This is a genomic window from Kribbella flavida DSM 17836 (assembly GCF_000024345.1).
Classification (GTDB): Bacteria; Actinomycetota; Actinomycetes; order Propionibacteriales; family Kribbellaceae; genus Kribbella; species Kribbella flavida.
Genome location: NC_013729.1, coordinates 2,706,738 through 2,728,066, shown reverse-complemented (window position 1 = coordinate 2,728,066; position 21,329 = coordinate 2,706,738). Strand labels below are relative to the sequence as shown.

Here is a 21,329-nt window from a genome sequence, read left to right as displayed (position 1 = left end):
GCGTTCGGTTGCGGCGGGTAGAACGTCAGGCGGTGGTGGTTCAGATTTATATAGAGTCTAAATTTAGATTCTGCAGTATTGTGCGGCGCGTCCACGAGGAGGTCAAGCCTGTTATGCCGAAGACGTCGGCGGCCACGCCGCCCCTGTTGCGCCGGGTCAACGCCGGCAAGCTACTCGGCGTACTGTCCACCGCGGGGGCGATGACAGGAACCGGCCTGATCGAGGCCACCGGGCTGACCCGGGCGACCGTGCACGCGGTCTGCAACGACCTGATCGCGATGGGCTGGGTCGTCGAGCTCGAGCCCGAGCGCGACGACAGCACCGTCGGCCGGCCGTCGCGACGGTTCGAGTTCAACAGCCAGGCCGGGTACGTGCTGGGCATCGACGTCGGCGCGGGCAAGACCACCGTGCTGGTGGCGAACCTGCGCGGCGAGACGCTGGCCAAGGCCGGCCGGTCGTTCGCGGCGGTGAAGGAGCCGGCCGACCGGACCGAGCTGGTCGACGCGGCCGTGGTCGAGGCGATGACCGCGGCCGGGGTCAGCGACGAGGACGTGATCGCGGCCGGGGTCGGAGTGGCCGCGCCGGTCGACCGGGCCGGCAACATCCTGGCCGCGGACGAGTTCTGGCGCCGGTTCGACACCGGGCTGACGGCGCGGCTGTCGAAGGTGCACGGCTGGCCCGCGCTGCTGGAGAACGACGCGAACCTCGCGGTGCTCGGCGAGCACTGGCGCGGTGAGGGCCAGGGGGTGGACGACCTCGTCGTACTGCTCGCCAGTGAGCGGTTCGGTTCGGGGCTGATGGACTCCGGCCGGTTGCTGCACGGGAGTCGCGGCGGTGCCGGCGAGATGCTTTACCTGAAACTGGTCGAGGGCGTCGGCGACACCCACGGCATCGCCCGCATCGCCCGCGAACGCGGCACCGCCGCCGTCGCCGACCCGGCCGTCGCCACGTTGCTGCGAGAGCTCGCCCTCGAAGCCGCCGAAGACGCCGCACTCGCCGACGAGGCGGCAGGCCGGGCGGCCGGTCGGGCAGACACCGGCGGGATGAGCGGCGGGGCATGGGCCGGGGACGCGAGCGGCGGAGCAGAGGGCGGCGGCGCGAGCGGCGGAGCAGACGCCGGCGGCGCGAGCGGCTCGGGCGGTCTGGCGAGCGCGGGCGGCGAGGGCAGTGAGACCGGCAGGGCAACTGCGGGCGGCTCGGACGGCCGGGCGGGGACGGGAAATCAGAGCGGGACGGCCGGAGCGGGTGTGGTGACTGCGGAGATGGTGTTTCGGGCTGCTGCGGAAGGGGACGCGGTGGCGGCGGAGATTCTCGGCGACATCGCGGTCCGGACGGCTCGGGTGGTCGCGACGGTCGGGATTCTGTTCAACCCCGAACTGGTGGTGCTCGGCGGCGCGGTCGCCGAGGCGGCGAAGTCGCTGCTGCCGTCGATCGAGCAGCAGCTGTCCACCTTCACCACCACCCCACCGCAGGTCGCGGTCTCCTCCCTGGGCGACACCATCGTCTCGGTCGGAGCCGTCCGCCACGCCCTCAACTACGTCGAGCAGAACGCCCTCGACCTCACCCTCACCGCCCGCCGCTTCTAGGAACCTCGAACAGAACCGGAGACTGCGGACAGGGCATCTGCTATTCACGGTCCCGCGCTGCTGTTCACGGTCCCGCGCTGCTGTTCGAGCTCCCCGACAGCGCCGGCAGATCCAGTTGTCGAACCCGACGGACCCGACGCCAGCGTCCTAGTCGCGGGTGTGGTGTTCGCTGAGGTCGAGTTCGTTGTCGAGTTCGAGCTCGACAACGGTGCAGTGGTGGTCGAGGGCTGTGTCGGAGTCGACGTACAGGTAGGTCCAGCCGGCGGCGCCTTCGATGCCGCCGCCCTGGCGGTCGACCCGGAGCTCCACCCCCGACCCGACGATTGTTGCTTTGAGCACCTTGTTGCGGAGGCCCCGGACGACGAAGTACTCGTTCGGCCGGTCGAAGCCGAACAGGTACACCCGGCGGCGGTCGGCCGAGATCGTCGAGGCGCCGTAGAAGGCGCCGGCCGGCAGCCCGCGGGTGGTGCCGTGCACCGCGCGGTCGTGCCGGCGGATCCAGTCGCCGAGCGCGCGCAGCCGCTCGACCTGCTCCGCCGGGATGCTGCCGTCCTCGCGCGGCCCGACGTCCAGCAACAGGTTGCCCCCGCCACCGATCGTCTCCGCGAACAGCCGGATCAGCTGCCGTACCGACTTGTAGTGGTGGTCGTCGTGCTGGAACCCCCACGAGTCGTTGATCGTGACGCACAGCTCCCACGGCCCGGCCGGCGGCACGATCGGCACGCCCTGCTCCGGCGTCGCGTAGTCACCGAAGCCGCCGCGCATCCGCCCGTTGATCACCGCCTCGGGCAGCTTGGCCTCGATCAGCGCGCGGACTTCCTCCATCCGCCACTGCTCCGGGTCCCGCTCCCAGTCCCCGTCGAACCACAGCAGGTCCGGCGCGAACCGGTCGACGATCTCGGTCAGCTGTGCCCGGTGGAAGGCGAGGAACCGCTCCCACCGCTCCGGGTCCTCCTCCCCCGCCGCCGGTACGGCGTACGGGTTGCCGCGCTCGCCGGCGGGCATGCCGGCCGGGCGCACGGTCGCGTAGTCCGGGTGGGACCAGTCGAGGTGGCTGAAGTAGAGCCCGACCCGCAGGTCGCGCCGGCGCAGCGCGTCGACGTACTCGCGCACGATGTCGCGCCGCGCCGGGGTCGCCTTGACCGTGGACAGGTCGTTCGCCGCGGTGTCGTAGAGCGCGACGCCGTCGTGGTGCTTGCTCGTCAGTACGGCGTACCGGGCGCCGGCCGCCGCGAACAGCTCCGCCCACGCGTCGGCGTCGAACTTCGCCGCGGTGAACCCGTCGAGCTGCTCGAGATAGTCCTCGTGGCTGATCTCGCCGTTGAAGAACGACCAGGACTCGGCGATCCCGTTCACCGCGTAGATGCCGTAGTGCAGGAAGATGCCGAGCTTGGCCTGTTCGAACCACGGCTGGATCGCCATCGCGCACTCCTCAGATCGCCGACACGTCGACGATAGGATATAGGATCTACGGCACCCTGGTCAGGAGCTGCGCAACCGCCTGCAGCACGACCAGGTTGCGGCCGTACGTGACCGCCGTCGGCACGCTCGCCGGAACGAGCGCGCGGTCCTCGGGAATGCCGCTGCACAGCACGAAGACGTCGCCCTCGTGACTCTCGATCAGCTCCTGCAGCGCCTGCCGCATCCACGGCGTCCGGACCGCGTCCTGCACCGAGACCACCAGGGGCCGTCCGATCGCGGCCGCCTGCGCCTGGTTCAGCGCCTCGGCGTCCTGCCCGCGCAGCACCACTCCGGCCGAGTCCGGCGCGACCTTGGCGAACACCTCCGGCAACCCGCTGAAGTACGGGTTCCAGGCCGGGTGCAGCCCTTGCGTCAGATCCACCACGTACGGCGCACCGCCCAGCGCGGGCAGTTCCTGGCCGGTCACGGTGCGGGCGGCCACCTCGCGCACCGGCGCGCCGTCCAGGCCGGGCAGCCGCGGGCGGGACGCCAGCTTCCCCGCCAGTTCGCGGACCCGCCCGGCCGCCTCGGCCAGCCGGCCGGCGTCGAGCGTGCCGTTGCTGACGGCATCCACCAGGTGGGCGGTCAGCGCGCGCGGGTCGGCCTCGCCGATCGCGATCATCGCCAGGTCGGCGCCGGCCCGGATCGAGGCCACGGCGGCGTCCTCGATCGACCGGGTCGCGGTGATCGCCTGCATCTCCAGCGCGTCGGTGGTGATCACGCCGGTGAAGCCGAGCTCGTCGCGCAGCAGGCCTTGCAGGATCCGGTGCGACAGCGTCGCGGGCTGGTCGTCGTACGCGGAGAAGATGATGTGCGCGCTCATCACCAGGTCCGCGCCGGCCTCGATCGTCGCCTTGAACGGGGCCAGCTCGACCGCGGTGACCTGCTCGACCGACCGGTCCACCCGCGGCAGGGCCAGGTGCGAGTCGACCGCGACGTCGCCGTGCCCCGGGAAGTGCTTCGGGCAGGCCGCGATCCCGGCGTCGTGCACGCCCTGGACGAAGGCGACGCCGTGCCGGGATACCACGCCGGCGGTGGTACCGAACGAGCGGGTGGAGATGATCGGGTTCGCCGGGTTGCTGTTCACGTCCACCGAGGGCGCGAGCATCACGTCGATGCCGAGCGCGGCCAGCGTGGCGGCGGCGTCCCGCGCGGAGGCGCGGGTCAGGTCCGTGTCGTCGAGCTCACCCAGCGACCGGGGCGAGGACAGCGGCCACGGGTTGGCCGGCGCGAGGTGGCTGAACTCGCCGCCTTCGTGGTCGATCGCGATCAGCAGGTCGGGCCGCTCGGCGCGCAGCGCGGTGGTCAGCGCGGCCACCTGCTCGGCGTCGGTGACGTTGCGGGTGAACAGGATGACGGCCCCGAGGCCGGCCGCGACCGCGCGGCGCAGGTCGTCGGGGGCGGTGGTTCCGGTGAAGCCGACGATCAGGGCGCCGGCGGCGTCACGTTCCAGTTGGTCGCTCATCCGCACACCTTCTCCTGTCCGCCCGCGGCACGCCAGTGGAGACCGGGTCACCACGCCGGACGCTCGCCGGTTGGAAAGTTTCACCCGGCTCACGACTGACGGTCACCTCGGGTTCGCCCGCCGGCAGCAGGGTGGCCGGGACTCCATTCCCCGATCAGACACGGAGCTCCGCCATGCCCGTTGCACCGATCACCCGACGCAGTCTGCTCGCGGCGACCGCCGGCGCCACCGCGCTCGCCGCGGCCGGGTCGCTGCCCGCGACCGGCTCGCCGCTGCCGGCCGAGTCCACCGGTCCCCGTCAGCCGCTGGCCAACCCCTTCACCCTGGGCGTCGCCTCGGGCGACCCGGACCACCAGAGCGTCGTGCTGTGGACCCGGCTCGCGCTCGACCCGCTCGCCGCCGACGGGATGGGCGGCATGCCGAGCCGCCGGTACCAGGTGCAGTGGCAGGTCGCGCTGGACCCGCAGATGCGCCGCGTCGTCCGGGCCGGCGTGGTTTCGGCCGGGCCCGAGTCCGCGCACGCCGTCCACGTCGAGGTGCACGGACTGCTGCCGGGCCGCGAGTACTACTACCGCTTCCGTTGCGAGCGGCACGTGTCGCAGGTCGGCCGGACGCTGACCACGCCGCTGCCGGGGACGTACGGCAGCCCGCTGCACATGTCGTTCGTGTCGTGCTCGAACTACGCCGGCGGCTACTTCACGGCGTACCGGCGGATGGCCGAGGAGCAGCCGTCGCTGGTGCTGCACCTGGGTGACTACATCTACGAAGGGGCCGGAGGCACCGGTCCGCGGGCGCACTCGCCGGCCAAGGAGATCTGGACGCTGGCCGACTACCGGGTGCGGCACGCGCAGTACCGGACCGACCCGGACCTGCAGGCCGCGCACGCCGTCGCGCCGTGGGTCGTGGTGTGGGACGACCACGAGCTGGAGAACAACTACGCCGACGAGATCCCGTCGCCGGCCGGGCAGCCCGGCTTCCTGGAGCGGCGGGCGGCGGCGTACCGGGTGTACTACGAGAGCATGCCGCTGCGGCGCAGCTCGATCCCGCGCGGGATCGACATGCAGATCTACCGGCGCATCCAGTGGGGGCGGCTGGCGTCGTTCCACATGCTCGACACCCGGCAGTACCGCAGCGACCAGGCCTGCAACGACACCGCGTCGGACTGCCCGGCCGCGCTCGACCCGGCGCGCTCGATCACCGGACCGGAGCAGGAGAAGTGGCTGCTGGACGGGCTCGGACGGTCGTCGGCGACCTGGGACGTGATCGGCCAGCAGGTGTTCTTCGCCGCCCGCGACTTCACCGCCGGGCCGGCGGTCAGCTACAGCATGGACGCCTGGGACGGGTACGCCGCGTCGCGGCAGCGGATCCTCGACGGCTTCCAGCAGCGCGGGGTGACCAACCCGGTGGTGCTCACCGGCGACGTGCACAAGCACTACGCCAACGACCTCAAGGCCGACTTCCGTGACCCGGACTCGGCGACCCTCGGGGTCGAGCTGGTGACCAGCTCGATCACCTCCGGCGGCGACGGCCAGGACATGCCGACCGGCGGTCAGCTCCAGCTCACGGAGAACCCGCAGATGAAGCTGATCAACAACCAGCGCGGCTACGTCAGCACCCGGATCACCCGCGACAGCCTGCAGGCCGACTTCAAGGTGCTGCCCTACGTCTCCACCCCCGGCGCCCCCGTCACCACCCGCGCCACCTTCACCGTCGAAGCCGGCCGCCCCGGCCTGAACCTCACCTGACGCCCTGTCCACAGCTTGCCGAGCCCGGGCCTGATCTGCCCCCGGCCTTGGCCTTCCGCTCGCCGTCTCGCCCGCCGGGCGAGGCGGCGAGCGTCGTTTGGCTGCCTGAAAAGGCCATCGTTGTCAATCACTTTTCGTACGACTTCAGCCCTCAAAGGGCGCACTGAGTAGCGCAGTCATGCGTGATTAGCAGCAACAGCCTCTCGCTGTATCCCCCGGTTGCGGATAACGTTGTCTCTCGACCTGACCGCCACCGACCGGAGCCCGACACCGTGACAGTGCAGATCACCCGCGTCACCTCGCCCGAACTGTTCGTCGGCTCCGACGACGACCCGCGCCAGATCCTCCGCATCGAGCTCACCCGCTCGGCCGCCGACGGCCCGCTGGCCGTTCAGGTCACCGGCGACGGCGTGACCGGTACGACGGACCTGCCGGCGGGCGACGGCCCGGTCCGCGTCGAGGTGCCGCTCGAGCTGCCCGCCGACCAGCGCACGGCGTACGGCGCTGAGCTGCCCGCGACCGTCACGGTGCTCACCGGCGACGGCACCGAGCTGGCCCGTGACACCGGCTCGATCGTGGTCGCCGAGCCGGGCTGGACGATGGTGATGGTGTCGCACTTCCACTACGACCCGGTCTGGTGGAACACCCAGGCGGCGTACACCACCAGCTGGGACCTCCAGGGCCCCGACGGCACCACCCGCCCGGTCTACACGCACAACGCGTTCAGCCTCGTCGACGCGCACCTGAAGCTGGCGCTGCGCGACCCGGCGTACTGCTTCGTGCTGGCCGAGCTGGACTACCTCAAGCCGTACTTCGACACCTTCCCGGAGAACCGCGCGGTCCTGCGCCGGCTGATCGCCGAGGGCCGGGTCGAGATCATCGGCGGCACCTACAACGAGCCCAACACGAACCTGACCGGCGCCGAGACCACCATCCGCAACATCGTGTACGGCGTCGGCTACCAGCGCGACATCCTCGGCGGCGACCCGCGCAACGCCTGGCAGCTGGACGTGTTCGGCCACGACCCGCAGTTCCCCGGCTACCTGGCCAAGGCCGGGCTGACCGGCAGCGCCTGGGCCCGTGGCCCGTTCCACCAGTGGGGACCGCTGCGGCAGGCCTGGGGCGACCCGAAGTCCGGCACCGCCGCGGTGATGCAGTTCCACAGCGAGTTCGAGTGGATCAGCCCGAGCGGCGACGGCGTGCTCACCCACTACATGCCCGACCACTACGGCCCGGGCTGGGACCTGCAGCACGCGCCGAGCGTCGAGGCCGCGGGCGACACGGCGTACCAGCTGTTCGCGACGCTGAAGACGGTCGCGGCGACGAAGAACACGCTGCTGCCGGTCGGCGGCGACTACACCCCGCCGAACAACTGGATCACCGCGCTGCACCACGACTGGGCCGAGCGCTACGCGTGGCCGAAGTTCGTCTGCGGCACGACCAAGCACTTCATGGACCGGGTCCGTGCCGAGCTGGCGGCGCAGGGCCGTCGCCCGTCGCCGCAGTCGCGCGACATGAACCCGATCTATACCGGCAAGGACGTCTCCTACATCGACACCAAGCAGGCGCAGCGCGCCGCCGAGGTGGCCGCCGTCGACGCGGAGAAGCTCGGCACGTACGCCGACCTGCTCGGCCTCGGCCGGTTCGCGGAGGCCGCGCTGGACAAGGTGTGGCGGCAGCTCGCGTACGGCGCGCACCACGACGCGATCACCGGGTCGGAGTCGGACCAGGTCTACATCGACCTGGTCACCGGCTGGCGCGAGGCGTACGACCTGTCCGACGCGGCCCGGACCGCCGCGCTGGAGGCGTTCGCGGCCCGGATCGACACCAGCGCGTTCGGCGGTCAGGCGGTGGTCGTCACCAACACGCTGTCGTTCACCCGCACCGACCTGGTGACGGTCGAGCTGCCCGAGGCCGGTCCGGTCACCGTGCTCGGCCCGGACGGCGAGGCACTCCCGTCTGTTGTCGAGGGCAACAAGCTCAGCTTTCTCGCCGAGAACGTTCCGTCGCTGGGCTGGCGCACCTACCAGCTGGCCGACGGTACGCCGGGCGGGTGGGGCCCGGCCGATTCCGCCGACACGGTGGAGAACGAGTTCTTCCGGGTCACGGTCGACGCGTCCCGCGGCGGCGCGGTCAGCGGCATTCTCGACAAGCGGACCGGCCGGCAGGTGCTGAAGGGACTCGGCAACGAGCTGCGGGTCTACCAGGAGTACCCGGACCACCCGCGCTTCGGTGAGGGCCCGTGGCACCTGACGCCGTCCGGCCCGGTGGTCGGGTCGACCGAGGCGCCGGCGAAGGTCTTCGTGCAGTCCGGCCCGCTCGGCAGCCGGGTGGTCAGCCGCGGCGAGGTCGACGGAATCTCCTACGAGGCGGTCGTCACGGCGTACGCCGGGCTGGACCGGATCGAGTTCACCACCCGGATCCTCGACCACGCGCAGTCGGACCGGCTGGTGCGGGTGAAGTTCCCCGCCGACGTGCCGGGCGCGCTGCCGCTGAGCGAGGTCGCCGGGGCGGTGGTCGGGCGCGGATTCGGTCTGATCGACGTGGACAGCGAGCAGGCACCGTGGACGCTGGACAACCCGGCGAACACCTGGTTCGGCCTCGGCGCGACGGCGCGGATCGCGCTGGTCGACGGCGCTGGTGAGTCGGTCGGCACCCGCCCGCTCGCCGTCGCCGAGATCGTCGTACCGGACGACTCGGACCCGGCGGACGTCCGCGACCTCGTCGTCGCCCTCGCCCGGGTCGGCGTCACCGCGACCACGTCCCTGGCCGGCGGCTCCCGCTACGGTCATCTCAAGGTCGACTCCAACCTCCCCGACCTGCGCATCCTGGTCGGCGCCGCGGCCTCCCTGCTGGAAGATGTCGTTGATCGGCAGGGTGGACCTTCGTACTTCCCGCCGCGGACCGCGCTGGCGGAGGTCTGGCAACCGAACGCCGATGTCCGCGACGTGCGGGCGATTCCCGCGCTCGTGCTGCCCACCGCGGCTGCCGTGGCGGCGGCCGTCGCCGAGCTGGGCGAGGCGCGCATCACCGCGACCGTCGCAGGCGAAGGCGTGATCGAGGACTTCACGGACGCGACCGTCGCCCTGCTCACCTACGGTCTGCCCGGTTTCGCCGTCGACGCGACCGGCGCACTGCACGCCTCGCTGCTGCGGTCCTGCACCGGCTGGCCGTCGGGCATCTGGATCGACCCGCCGCGCCGCTCGACGCCGGACGGTTCGTCGTTCCAGCTCCAGCACTGGACCCACGAGTTCCGCTACGCGCTGACCGCCGGCGACGGCGACTGGCGCGCCCAGCAGCTTCCGGCCCGCGGCCAGGAGTTCTCCTCACCGTTGCTGGCGGCAACCACCACCGCTCACGACGGCCTGCTCCCGGCCACCCACTCGCTGCTTCAGGTCACCCCCGAGCGCGACGTGCTGGTCTCCACGCTGAAGCCGGCCGGCAACCCCGTCGCGCACGGCTCCGGCCGCCCCGCCGATCCCCGCGACGGCGTCACCCTGCGGCTGGTCGAAGCCACCGGCCTCGGCGCGACCGCCACCATCACCTCGGCGGTCCCGATCACCGGCGCCACCCACGCCGACCTGCTGGAGCACCGCGGCGCCCCGATCGAAGTTGCCGACGGCAAGCTCACCGTCGACCTGGCCGGCGCGGGCGTCGACACGTTCGTGCTCGACCTGGAAACCGCCGTACCGGCCGAACCGGCGGTGCTCGGCCAGGCCGGGGAGATCGCCCAGCCGTCGTACTCGCGCTACTGGCTGCACAACCGCGGGCCCGCGCAGATGGGCTTCCTGCCGGTCAGTCTCTCGGTCTCCCCCACCGTGGTGCGCACCGCCGGCCAGAAGTTCGAGGTGTCGATGGTCGTCGCGAACCAGTACGCCGACACGCCCGCCGTCGGCATCCTGTCGCTCGACCTGCCGGAGGGCTGGACCACGGACCAGCCGGAGCGGACCCTGCGGCTCGAGCCGGGCGGCTACGTCCGCCACCTCGCGTACGTGCACCCGGCGGAGAACTGCGAGCCCGGCCAGTACTTCGTCGCCGCCCGGATCGACACCGCCACCGACCACCTCGCCGGTGGCGCCGGGGTGCGGTCGGTCGAGGACGTGGTGACGGTGTTCGTCGGCGAGAGCCCGCAGCTGACCGCGAGCCTCGGGTTCGCGATGGCGCCGACGGAGCCGCCGGACCACGGGGCCGGCGCCGCCGAAGGTGAGCCGGGCCGCCCGACCGGGCTGACCGTCACGCCGTCGACCCTGGACCTGCGACTGGCTCCGGGGACCTCCGCGACGCTCGATCTGGTCTTCGCCAACGACACCTCGTCGCAGATCCGGGCCGAGCTGCAGCTGGCGTCGCCGTACGGCACCTGGTCGTGGCTGCCGGAACCGGTGCGCGCAGTGGTCGTCCCGGCGAAGTCGTCGGTGACCGTGCCGGTTCCGGTGCAGGCGCCGGCCGACGCGACGCCCGCGCACGCCTGGGTGCTGCCGAAGGTGATGTGGTTCGGCCGGGCGCAGTACGCGCCCACCGTGCGACTGGAGATCCAGTGACGACCGCTGTCACTGTCGACCGGCACGACGGGCACGGGCACGGGTCTGCGGAGGAGCGTCCCGGTGCCCCAGCGGCACCGGACGACGTGATGGCCTACCTCAACGGGCAACCGGTCCCCCGCACGCTGCTCGACGAGCGCCTCGCGGCCGTCCGCGCCGGCGACGCCGCCTGCGTGCTGCCGAAGCCCGACAGTCGCGAGGGCCGGCAGCTGACCCGCTGGGTGGCCCAGGTCGTCATCACCGAGCAGGTCTGCCTCGACGAGCTCCGCCGCCGCGCGGACGCCGGACCGCAGGCGCCGGCCCGGCCGCTGGACGTGTCCGCCGCGATCGCCGTCGGCTCCATCACCGCGGCCGCCCTGGCCGGTTCCGAGGCCGTACGCCGGGTCGCCACGCTGGTCAGCGCCGACGTACGGATCCCACCCGAGCAGCTCGCGTACGCCGCGGATCTGCTCGGCGTCCCTGCCCCCGCGGACCCGGACGTACCGGTGGACCACTGGCACGCCGAGCTGCTCGACAGTGCGCGGCTGGAGGCGTTCGCGCGCTGGCTCAACCGGGCCATGCACGAGCGGGTGCAGCTGGTGCACGGCCTGGAGCACCCCGGCGACAGCAATCAACCTGACAATCTGCACCGGCACTGACGGGGGGACCATGAGCGACGAGGCAACGACCGTTCTCGGCATCGACATCGGCGGCACGAAGATGGCCGCCGCGCTGGTGGCCGCTGACGGCCGGATCCTCACCGAGGACCGGATCCCCACGCCGCGCGGCGACGCCGACCAGGTGTTCGCCGCCCTGGCCGAGCTGATCGGCCGGGTTCGCGGCGAGGTCACCCCGGTGGCCGTCGGCATCGGCTCGGCGGGCCCGCTCGACCAGCGGCACGGCCTGGTCTCGCCGGTGAACATCGTCGGCTGGCGGAACTTCCCGCTCGTCGACCGGGTCCGGGAGCTGGTCGGCGGCGTACCGGTGGAGCTCGGGGTCGACGGCCACTGCTTCGCCCTGGGCGAGTCGTGGACCGGCGCCGGCCGCGGGGTCGGCACACTGCTGGGCATCGTGGTCTCGACCGGGGTCGGCGCCGGCATCGTGATGGACGGCAAGCCGCTGCTCGGCCAGTCCGGCAACGCCGCCCACCTCGGGCACATGGTCGTCGACCTGGACGGCGAGGTGTGCGCGTGCGGGTCGTACGGCTGCGTGGAGACGTACGCCAGCGGCCCGCGGATGGTGGCGCGGGCGCAGCGCCGAGGCTGGCGGTCCGGCGAGCTGGTCGACGCCGCGATGCTGTCGGCGGACGCCGCGGCCGGGGACGAGATCGCGCTCGCGGTGTTCGACGACGGCGCGCAAGCGCTGGCCGCCGGCATCGTCGCGACCGCGGTCACCGTGGACCTCACCACCGTCGTCATCGGCGGCGGCGTCGCGAAGGCCGGTCCGGTCCTGTTCGACCCGGTCGGCCGCTGGGTGAAGCGGCTGGCGCAGCTGCCGTTCGTTGCCGACCTCACCGTCGAGCCGGCGCAGCTGGCCAACGCCGGCCTGCTCGGCGCCGCGCGGCTGGCCTGGGCGACCACGGCCTGACCTCGGCCCGGATTGTCCGACACTCCGGCAAGAAGACAGTCGGACAGCCGGCAGTGACCAGCTCGGCACCACCGGCAACCCCATACACACGTCCGGCGTGCGAAAACGCCTCCGGCGAACATCTTTGGGCAATTCTTACCCCAATTCGCCGAAGTCTGTAACGGCGGCCCCGTTCCACCCGATGCAACGGATGGATGGGGTGGGGGGCACGCCGTCCAAGGCAATCAGGGGGCCTGCATGCCAGGGATTGACCGCTTGCGGGTACGGCGGAGAGGCGACTCTCCGCCGTACGCGCGGGATCCGCACCAGCTGTACGCACGTCCGCCAGCGTTGTCCGGGGCAACGCTCGACCAGAGAGACCGGTCCTGATGGACGCTGGCGTACTCATCGTCTTCGCACTCTTCTTCACCGCGCTGGTCGTGCTGACCACCAGCGCCACCGGCCGGATCCGCGCCTCCGTGCGCCGGCCCCGGCTCTTCCAGCTGGTCGTCGTCGGCGCCGCCGCCGCGACGGTGCCCGTGAACGTGTACGCCGTCGTGTACGGCAGCGTCAACGGAGTACCGGTCACGGACGTCGCTGACCGCCTGCTGCTGCTGAACGTCGCCGCCGCGTGCGGCGTCGCCGCCCTGCACGAGTCCCTGCGGGGACCCGCCGTCACCGCCACGCCGGCTTCGGACGACTCGTCCGAGGCCGAGCAGCCGGTACGGATGGGTGTGCTGGGCTGGATCGGTCCAGTGATCGCGCTCGCCGCGCTCACCGCCGTCGTCGGCCTCGGCTCCCGTGGGAACGGGCCCGAGCTGGGCAACGTCGGATCCGTCTGGGCCGCCTACTCACTGCTCATCTGCGTGATCAGCGCCTTCGCGCTGCTGCGCCGCCGGGCCGTGAGTGCGATCGATCCTCCGGAGGGATGAGGATCGACGCGGGTTCTGCACCGTGGACGGCTGCGCCGGCGGCCGCGGGAGGGCGGTCACCGGCAACACCACCACCGTCCACGGTGCAGAACCGACGTCACGGGCGCTGACCCGCTCCCCGGAGCGGGATCGGTCGCCGCTGCACGCAGGTGCTCCGGCTTCGCCGCCGCCGGTCGCCACCCGGTTGCGGTCGCCCTCGCCGCGGCGGGAGGTCAGTCCTCGAGCCACTCCGGCTCAGGCAGCCGCGAGCGGTCCAGCTTGCCGGCGGCATCCAGCGGCAGGTCCTCAACCGGGATCAGGTCGGCCGGCACGAGGTAGATCGGCAGCTCCTTGGTGAGCTGCAGCATCAGCCGCGCCAGCACGTCGGAGTCCTCGTCCTCGAGCACGACGTACCCGATCAGGCAGGTGTCACCGTCCGGGTTCGTGCACGCGACCACGACCGCGTCGATCACGCCGGGCAGGTCGGCCAGCACGTGCTCGGTCTCGCCGGGCTCGACCCGGTGCCCACGGATCTTCACCTGGTCGTCGGCCCGGCCGAGGTAGTCGAGGGTGCCGTCCGGCCGCCACCGGCCCAGGTCGCGGGTCCGGTACAACCGGGAACCCGGCGTCACCGGGTCGGCGACGAACGCGGTCATCGTCTCGTCCGGCCGGCCGATGTAGCCCTGAGCAACGGCGAGGCCACCCAGGTGGATCTCGCCGACCGCGCCGACCGGCACCGGCCGCAGCGCCTCGTCGAGCAGCCGGACCACGACACCGTCGATCGGGCGGCCGATCGAGGGCCGGTCCTCGGCCGGGTCGACCTGGTGGATGGTCGTCACCACCGACGCCTCGGTCGGGCCGTACTCGTTGTAGAGCACGCAGTCCGGGTGCGCGGCGAGAAAGTCCCGGATCCCGTGCGTCAGCACCATCGTCTCGCCGCCGGCCACGATCTCCCGCAGCGCCGGCAGCCGCGGCATCTCCTCCAGCGTCGCCAGCAGCGCGGTCAGCGGCGTGAACGTCATGAACAGCCGCTCGATCCGGTACTCCGTGAGCGCGGCGACCACCGCGTCCGGGTCGTACCGGTCGTCCTCGCCGATCAGCACCAGCGCGGCGCCGGACGCGAGCGCGGTGAACATCTCCTGGACGTGCACGTCGAACCCGAACGAGGTCCACTGCAGGGTCCGCAGCGACGCCCTGGTCCGCAGGTAGTGCTGAACCAAGTTGACCGGGCCGCGGTGCGGGACCGCGACGCCCTTCGGGTTGCCCGTCGAACCGGAGGTGTAGATGCAGTACGCGACGTCGTCCGCCGCGGCCTGGACCGGCGGGGCCTGCGACGCCCGCGCGTCCGCGCCGCCGGCCGCGACCGGTACGAGCCGCAGCCCGAGCCGGTCCGCCAGCGCCGCGTCGTCGCCGACCAGCGCGACCGCCCCGGCGTCCGCGGTCATGAACGCCCACCGCGACTCCGGTACGCCGGGGTCCAGCGGCAGGTAGGCGGCACCCGACTTCAGCACGGCCAGGACGCCGATCACGAGCTCCGCGCCGCGAGCGACCCGGACGGCGACGAGCTGGCCCGGCTTCACGCCGAGGTCCACCAACTGCCAGGCGATGGCGTTGGCGCGGCGGTCGAGCTCGGCGTACGTGATCTCGCGGTGGCCCTGGATCAGCGCGACGGCGTCCGGCGTCCGCGCGACCTGCTGCTCGAACAGGGTGTGCAGGCCGCTGAACTCACCGGCGACCACCGCGCTCCGGCGGACCCGGCCGATGGGTCCGGCTTCCGGCGCGGTGCCTTCCAGCTCGCGCAGGAGCTGACGGTCGGACTCGATCGGCAGCATCAGCTCCGGCAGCGGACTGCTCGGCTGGGCCACCGCGCGGCGTAGAACCGCTTCCAGGTAGTCGATCAGCCGCTTGATCGTCGCCTCGTCGAACAGGCCGGAGCGGTAGTCCGCCGTACAGGTGATGCCCTGCGGGTGGTGGGCAAGGGTGAGGCGCAGGTCCAGTTCGGCCGGGAGCGGCTCGGCAGCCGGCTCGAACACGACGAGCACCCGGTACAGCGGGTCCTGCTCGAGCACCGAGAGATCGGCGCCGGCGTGGTCGAAAGCGCCGGTGGTTGCCTCCCGCACCCGCTGTGCGAGTTCGCCCAGGTCCGGCTCGCCGGACAGGTCGATCCGCAGCGGCAGTGGCGTCGGCTCCTGGCTGCGCAACGCGGCCGCGCCGATGGTGATGTCGGACTGCGCGGCGAACCGGCCGAGCACCGTGCCGACGGCGGCGAGCATCGTCATCAACGGGCTGACCCGCCGCTCCCGGCTGAACGCGAACACCGCGTCCCCGAGACCCGCATCCAGCTCGTGCACCAGCGCCGCCGTACCGGCGTCGGCGGCCGGGCGGGCGCGATCACTGGGCAGGACCAGGGGCTCGGCGCCGTCGAGGAAGGTCCGCCAGTACTCCACCTCGGCCTTCCGCCGCGCCGCGACACTCGCCGCACGAGCGGCCGCTGCAGTGGCGTCCGCCTCGGCGGCTTCCCTGTCAGCCGCGGCGGTCGCCGGGTCGGTCTCGGCAGTTGCCGCGTCGGCCAGGTCGGTTGCGTCGCCAGGCTCCGCACTCGAGGTGTTGGCTCCGGCAGGTGCCGCGTCGGTTGCCGCGACCGCTGGCTCGCCCTCGGCGGTTGCCACGTCGTCTGCGGCCGGCGCGTCGGCATCCGCCGCCTTGCCGGGCTCGGCGCTCGCCTTGCCGGGCTCGACGCTCACCTTGCCGCCCGCGGCGCGTGCCTGATCGGCCGCAGCGCTCAGCGTGTTGGCCACGGTGTCCCTGGAGCCGGCTTCAGTCCTCGCCTCGGCTCCTGCTTCGGCTGCGACCTTCGCTGCGGATTCGGCACCGATGTCGGCGCCGGCTCCGGCGGGTGTCCCCGGCCCGGCAAAGCCGGGGTTCTGCGCGTGGGACGGCGCGTCGCCGAGCAAGGCGAGTTGTTCGTGCATCAGCTTGGTGACGCCGTCGACCAGCTGGCTGGCGACGCGGAGCTGCTGCGACATCAACGCCGCCATGCCGGAGCCCGGCAGCTCGGCTTCGCTCGTCGCCGCCGCCGCGGCATCAACCTTCGCCGCGAGATCGGCCAAGCCAGAGCCGAGCACCGCCAGCGCCGCACGAGAGTTGGGCTCCCGCCGCGTCCGGGAGCTCATCGGCGCCGCGCCCGTCGGCGTACCGGCGAACGCATGACCGGCCGCGGCATGAGCGTCGGCCGCGGACTCGGTCGCCTTCTTCTGGGCAACCTTCTGGGCAACCTTCTGGGCAACCTTCTGGGCGTCCTTCTGGGCGTCCTTCTTCCGCTGCGCGGCGATGAAGGCGGTCGGCGGTGTCTGCGCGGCGACCGCGGACGCCAGCTTGTGCGGCGTGATCAGATCCTCGAACAACGCCTCGGCCCGGAGCTTCACCTCGAACCTGCGGTTCACCTCGTCGACGACCCGCCGCAGCACCACCACGTCGGCTCCGAGCTCGGCGAACGTGTGGTCGACGGTCACGTCGTACGGGTCGAGTCCCAGCTGCTCACTGGTCAGGTCGAGCACGAAGTCCAGCGACTCCCGGTAGCGCGCAGCCACCACCTCAGGATCAGCCGGTACCTCGGACGCCGTACCGGCCTCGCCCTCACCGTCGCCGCCCGCAGCGCTCACGTCCCAGCGGCCGGTGTCTGCGTTCTCGGCGCTCAAAGCGGCGGGAATCGCGTCCGCGGGCGCCGCGACGACCCGGTCCTCGTCGGCCGGAATCGTGAACGGCGACTGCTCGACCGCCTCCTGCTCGGCAGCCGGTTCCGGCGCCTGGACGTGGTCCGGCGGGTCGAGCGGGATCCTCTTCAGCGCGCCGCTGGTCCGCTCGACCGGCCGCAGCTCCTCCGGCGCCGGCTCGACCCGCGCCACCCGAGCGGCCGCGGCCTCCGTCGACCGGGCGAACACGTCGACCGGGTAGTGCACCCGCCGGAACGGGTACGTCGGCAGCGGCACCCGTCCACCGTCGGCGTACACCTTGGCCCAGTTGATCTCCGTGCCCTGCAGGTACAGCTCCGCCAGCCCGTTCATCGTCGCCAGCACCGGGTCCTGCCCGAGCCGCTGGGCCGGGATCCACGTGCTGTTCGGCGCGATCCGCCGCCCGGCCGGCGACAGTACGGCGTCCGGGCCGAGCTCCAGGAACCGCCGGCACCCGGCCGCGGTCAACGCCTCGACGGCGTCACCGAACAGCACCGGCTGGCGCAACTGACCGACCAGGTAGTCGCCGTCGAGCTTCGTGCCGCTCTCCAGCAGGTCACCTGACCACGACGACACCATCGGCATCCGCAGCGGCTTCAGCTTGATCTTCGCGACCACGTCGGCGAAGTCGGACAGGATCGGGTCGACCAGCGAGCTGTGGAACGCCCGGTCCACGTCGAGTCGCTGCCACACCACGTCCAGCTGGTCCAGCTGCTCGGCCAGCTGCCCGACGATCACCTCGGACCCGGCCAGCACGAACGACTGCGGCCCATTGCCCGCGGCAACTTCGACGCCCGGGGTCTGCGCCAGCTCGCGTACCCGGTCCGCGTCGGCCCGGACGGACACCATTGCCCCCGGCACCGTTCCGCGCTGCATCAGCTCGCCGCGCTTCGCTGTCAGCCGGACGCCGTCCGCGACCGACAGCGCACCCGCCACGCACAGTGCGGCGTACTCGCCGACGCTGTGGCCGACCACCAGCGCGGGCCGGACGCCGAACGACTGCCACAACCGCGCCAGCGCGACCTCGAACGCGAACAACGCCGGCTGCGCCGTCTCCGTCGGCCAAACACCCTCCGCGCCGGTCGCGGGGGTGAGCAGGAGTTCGAGCAGGCTGCCGCCGAACTCCTCGGCGTACAGCTTGTCGCACTCGTCCAGCACCGACCGGAACACCGGGAAGCGGGCCGCGAGCCCGGCCGCCATCCCGCGCCGCGCCGCGCCCTGCCCGGTGAACGCGAACCCGAGCGGGCCGGGCCCGCCGCGCGGTACCTCGGACGGGATCGCGGAGCCGAGCGCCTCGGCCAGCTCGGTCTCGGACGAGCCCGCGACGGCGATCCGGTGCCGGTGCGCCGGACGCCCGAGCGCCGCCGTACCGGCGAGGTCGATCAGGCGGTGGCCGGTGCCCTCCTTCAGATCGGCGCGGAACAGGTCGGCCAGGTCGCTCAGGCCGTGCGGGTCGGGCGCGGACAGCGGCAGCACGACCGGCCCGTCGTCGCCGCGGCGGATCTGGCGCGGCGCCTCTTCCAGGATCACGTGCGCACTGGTGCCGCGGGCATCGAGTGCGCTCACGCCGGCGCGCAGCGGCGTACTGGCCTTCCAGTCGCGGACGTCGGTGCCGACCACGAACGGACTGCCCGGCAGCGGCAGGTTCGGGTTGGGCTCGCGGTAGTTGATCGTCGGCACCAGGGTCCGGTGCTGCAGCATCAGCACGGTCTTGATCAGGCCGGCCATGCCGGCGGCGCTGGCCAGGTGGCCGATGTTCGGCTTCACCGAGCCGATCGTGCAGAAGCCGACCTTGTCGGTGTGCTTGCGCAGCGCGGTGCTCAGCGCGCGGAACTCGGCCGCGTCGGCGTCCGCCGTCCCGGAGGCGCTGGCCTCGACGTAGCTGATCGTCTCGGCCGGGATGCCCGACTTCTCCAGCGCGCGCTCGACCAGCTCGACCTGGTCGCCCTCACTGACCGCCGAGCCGCGGATCACGGCGTACACGGTGTCGCCGTCCGCGATCGCCTGGTCCAGTCGCTTCAGCAGCACCGCGGCGACCCCGTTGCCGCCGACCGTGCCGTCGGCCTCGGCGTCGAACGCCCGGATGTGCCCAGTCGGCGACAGGATCGAGTCCGGGCTCGCGTGGTAACCCGTTGCCTGCGGCACGTGCACGGCGGCGGCGCCGGCCAGCGCGAGATCGGCGTCCCCGCTACGCAGCGCCTGACACGCCAGGTGCACCGCCACCAGCGACGACGACCAGGCAGCCTGTACGCCGATGGCCGGTCCGGTCAGCCCGAGCCGGTACGCGACGCGGGTGGCCAGGTTCTCCCCTGGCTGCGCGTGCTGGGTGTAGAGATTCATCCCCGACCCTGCGAACACGCCGATCCGACCGGTCGACCCCGCGTGCCCGCCGTGCTCCAACGCCTGCTGGCACACCTCGAGGAACAGTCGCTGCGCCGGGTCGGTCAGCTCCGCCTCCCGCGCACTGAGCCCGAAGAAGGCCGCGTCGAACGACTCCACGTCGTCCAGCGCCCCACTGACCGCCACCAACTCGTCGTCACCGAACGCTTCGGCGTCCCCCACCCGGCGCAGCTCCTCAGGCGTGAACCGGCGAAGACTCTCGACGCCACCCACCAGGTTGTCCCAGAACTCGTCGAGATTCGCGGCCCCTGGCAGCCGGGCAGCAAGACCGACAATCGCTACCGGCTCGACCACCTGCCCGTGCGCGGTCACCCGGCCGGCGTGAGCGGGCGTCTTGGTGGCAACGCGATCGGCTACGGACACGGCCGCGCTAGTTTTGTTGCTAGGCGCAACAATCTCCACAGGCGCCGACGTCACGTCCATCGCACCATCGTTGCGAGCAGCAACTTCCTGGACCGGCTCTGCTGCCTCCGAGGCAGCTACGCCTGTGCCGCCCACCTCGGCACCATCGCCGCTGGTTTCCGTGATCGCAGACCGGTCGCCCGCGTCGCCTTCAGCCTTCGCGGACTCATGCTCAGCAGCCCGTGCATCGCCAACGTCGGCACTTCCAGCATCCGCGGTGACGGGCTCCGCATCAGCAGCGGGTACCGCTTGAGCCGCCACATCCTGGTCGGCACGGCCCAGCTCAGGCGCAGCTTCCGCAACCGCCCGCGAAAGAACCTCATCCGCGACCGATCCACCCGCATCGGCCGCCCCCGCCTGGTCGGCAGCTGCCAGCACGGCGTCCGTCTCGCCGACAGTTGTCGGGACGTCGCCAGCTTCGTCAGCGGCGGCCCCTGCGGCATCCGCTTCGTCAGCGGCGGCCCCTGCGGCATCCGCTTCATCGGCACCCGCCGGTACGACGCCAGCCTCGTCGACCGCCGCCTCTGCAGCATCGGCTTCGTCAGCAGTCGCCGGTACCACGCCAGCGTCGTCAACCGCCGCCTCTGCGGTGTCCGGTTCATCAGCGGTCGTCAGTACGGCGTCCGCCTGGTCGACCATCGTCGGTAAGGCGTCAGCTTCGTCGACCATCAGCTCGGACTCGGCGATGACGGTCGGGTCGGTTGCTTCGTGCGCGCTTGCGTCGCCGGTTGCGTCCGAGTCGGCGGCGGCACCTTCGTCGGTTGTCGCAGTACTCGGGTCGATGTCGGCGGTCGCCTGGCCGGCAGCCTGCTCGACCTCGGGAACGACGTCCGAGTCCGCGACCTCGTCCCCGGCACCACCGACGCTCGCATCCAGATCGGCAGCAGCATTCGCCCCTGGTAGGACGTCCGTCGCTGCACGCGGGTCGACCTCGGCGGCCGTGGAGTCCCCAACCGCAGAATCAGCCTGCTCAGCTCCGGCAACGACACCCGATTCGACGACCCCGCCCTCACCAGTGCCGCCGGTCGCGTCCACATCGGTGGCGGAATCCGCTGCGCGTGCGGCCGCGGTCGCCGCACGCGGATCGTCGTCAGCGGCGGCGGCACCGGCCGAGACGGCATCGCCGGACGCGTCGCCAGCAGCCTGCTCGACTTTGGCGAAAGCGTCCGAGTCCGCGTCCTCAGAGCCGACGGCCGCGTCCACGCCGGCAACGGCATCCGCATCGGCTACGACGGCCGCCGCATCGGGATCGACGTCAGCGGTCGCGGCATCGACCGCGACGGCAGCGCTCGTCGCGTGGCCAGCGGCCCGCCCGGCCTCGGCGGCGTCCACGGCCTCATCGGTGCCGACGGCCGGGTCCTGGCCCGCGGCAGAATCCGCGTCGGGAACAACGGCCGCCGCCGTAGCCGAATCAACCTCAGCGGTGGCGGCATCGGGCGCGACGGCATCCCCAGCCGCGTGGTCACCAGCCTGGTCAGCCCCGGCAATGGCATCCGAATTCCCGTTCGCACCAGCGCGAACGGTCGAGTCCGTGCCGGCAACGGA

At 72.3% G+C, this 21,329-nt stretch carries 10 protein-coding genes; 7 read left to right on the top strand and 3 right to left on the bottom strand.

Annotation, left to right across the window (positions count from 1 at the left end; all coding sequences use genetic code 11):
- Positions 1 to 113: 113 nt before the first annotated feature.
- Positions 114 to 1,586 carry an ROK family protein gene (locus tag KFLA_RS38810; protein WP_012920215.1) on the top strand — a complete coding sequence of 491 codons (1,473 nt, stop codon included), beginning with the start codon at positions 114 to 116 and terminating at the stop codon, positions 1,584 to 1,586.
- A gap of 147 nt (positions 1,587 to 1,733) precedes the next feature.
- Here KFLA_RS38810 and KFLA_RS12805 read toward each other — a convergent pair whose 3' ends face one another.
- The gene (locus KFLA_RS12805; protein ID WP_012920214.1) at positions 1,734 to 3,008 is read right to left on the bottom strand and encodes an alpha-L-fucosidase; all 1,275 of its coding nucleotides are present in this window, start codon (positions 3,006 to 3,008) and stop codon (positions 1,734 to 1,736) included.
- Between the two features lie 46 nt (positions 3,009 to 3,054).
- Complete coding sequence (gene nagZ, locus KFLA_RS12800) at positions 3,055 to 4,512, bottom strand: beta-N-acetylhexosaminidase (protein WP_041289302.1); 1,458 nt, start codon at positions 4,510 to 4,512, stop codon at positions 3,055 to 3,057.
- A gap of 173 nt (positions 4,513 to 4,685) precedes the next feature.
- On the opposite strand from nagZ, the gene KFLA_RS12795 reads away from it, so the two are divergent.
- From KFLA_RS12795 to KFLA_RS12775, 5 genes are all read left to right on the top strand, one after another.
- Positions 4,686 to 6,257: an alkaline phosphatase D family protein gene (locus KFLA_RS12795; RefSeq protein WP_012920212.1), complete on the top strand. Its 1,572-nt coding sequence runs from the start codon at positions 4,686 to 4,688 to the stop codon at positions 6,255 to 6,257.
- A 272-nt stretch (positions 6,258 to 6,529) separates the two neighbouring features.
- The gene (locus KFLA_RS12790) at positions 6,530 to 10,795 is read left to right on the top strand and encodes a glycoside hydrolase family 38 N-terminal domain-containing protein (RefSeq protein WP_012920211.1); all 4,266 of its coding nucleotides are present in this window, start codon (positions 6,530 to 6,532) and stop codon (positions 10,793 to 10,795) included.
- A complete protein-coding gene (locus KFLA_RS12785; RefSeq protein ID WP_049797324.1) occupies positions 10,792 to 11,433 on the top strand; it encodes a DUF7158 domain-containing protein in 642 nt (213 codons plus the stop codon). Before KFLA_RS12790 ends, KFLA_RS12785 begins: the two co-directional genes overlap by 4 nt.
- Before the next feature lie 10 nt (positions 11,434 to 11,443).
- A complete protein-coding gene (locus KFLA_RS12780; protein WP_012920209.1) occupies positions 11,444 to 12,361 on the top strand; it encodes an ROK family protein in 918 nt (305 codons plus the stop codon).
- A gap of 368 nt (positions 12,362 to 12,729) precedes the next feature.
- The gene (locus tag KFLA_RS12775; protein WP_012920208.1) at positions 12,730 to 13,272 is read left to right on the top strand and encodes a hypothetical protein; all 543 of its coding nucleotides are present in this window, start codon (positions 12,730 to 12,732) and stop codon (positions 13,270 to 13,272) included.
- Positions 13,273 to 13,484: 212 nt separating this feature from the next.
- Here the strand turns inward: KFLA_RS12775 and KFLA_RS35525 are convergent, their stop codons facing one another.
- The gene (locus tag KFLA_RS35525; protein ID WP_237706789.1) at positions 13,485 to 19,694 is read right to left on the bottom strand and encodes a hybrid non-ribosomal peptide synthetase/type I polyketide synthase; all 6,210 of its coding nucleotides are present in this window, start codon (positions 19,692 to 19,694) and stop codon (positions 13,485 to 13,487) included.
- Between the two features lie 9 nt (positions 19,695 to 19,703).
- On the opposite strand from KFLA_RS35525, the gene KFLA_RS37920 reads away from it, so the two are divergent.
- Positions 19,704 to 20,432: a hypothetical protein gene (locus tag KFLA_RS37920; protein WP_158307275.1), complete on the top strand. Its 729-nt coding sequence runs from the start codon at positions 19,704 to 19,706 to the stop codon at positions 20,430 to 20,432.
- Positions 20,433 to 21,329: the final 897 nt, after the last annotated feature.

Excerpts from the sequence above, each read along its gene's own strand:
- KFLA_RS38810 (WP_012920215.1), top strand. The coding sequence starts at position 114 with ATGCCGAAGACGTCGGCGGCCACGCCGCCCCTGTTGCGCCGGGTCAAC.
- KFLA_RS12805 (WP_012920214.1), bottom strand. The coding sequence starts at position 3,008 with ATGGCGATCCAGCCGTGGTTCGAACAGGCCAAGCTCGGCATCTTCCTG.
- nagZ (WP_041289302.1), bottom strand. The coding sequence starts at position 4,512 with ATGAGCGACCAACTGGAACGTGACGCCGCCGGCGCCCTGATCGTCGGC.
- KFLA_RS12795 (WP_012920212.1), top strand. The coding sequence starts at position 4,686 with ATGCCCGTTGCACCGATCACCCGACGCAGTCTGCTCGCGGCGACCGCC.
- KFLA_RS12780 (WP_012920209.1), top strand. The coding sequence starts at position 11,444 with ATGAGCGACGAGGCAACGACCGTTCTCGGCATCGACATCGGCGGCACG.
- KFLA_RS12775 (WP_012920208.1), top strand. The coding sequence starts at position 12,730 with ATGGACGCTGGCGTACTCATCGTCTTCGCACTCTTCTTCACCGCGCTG.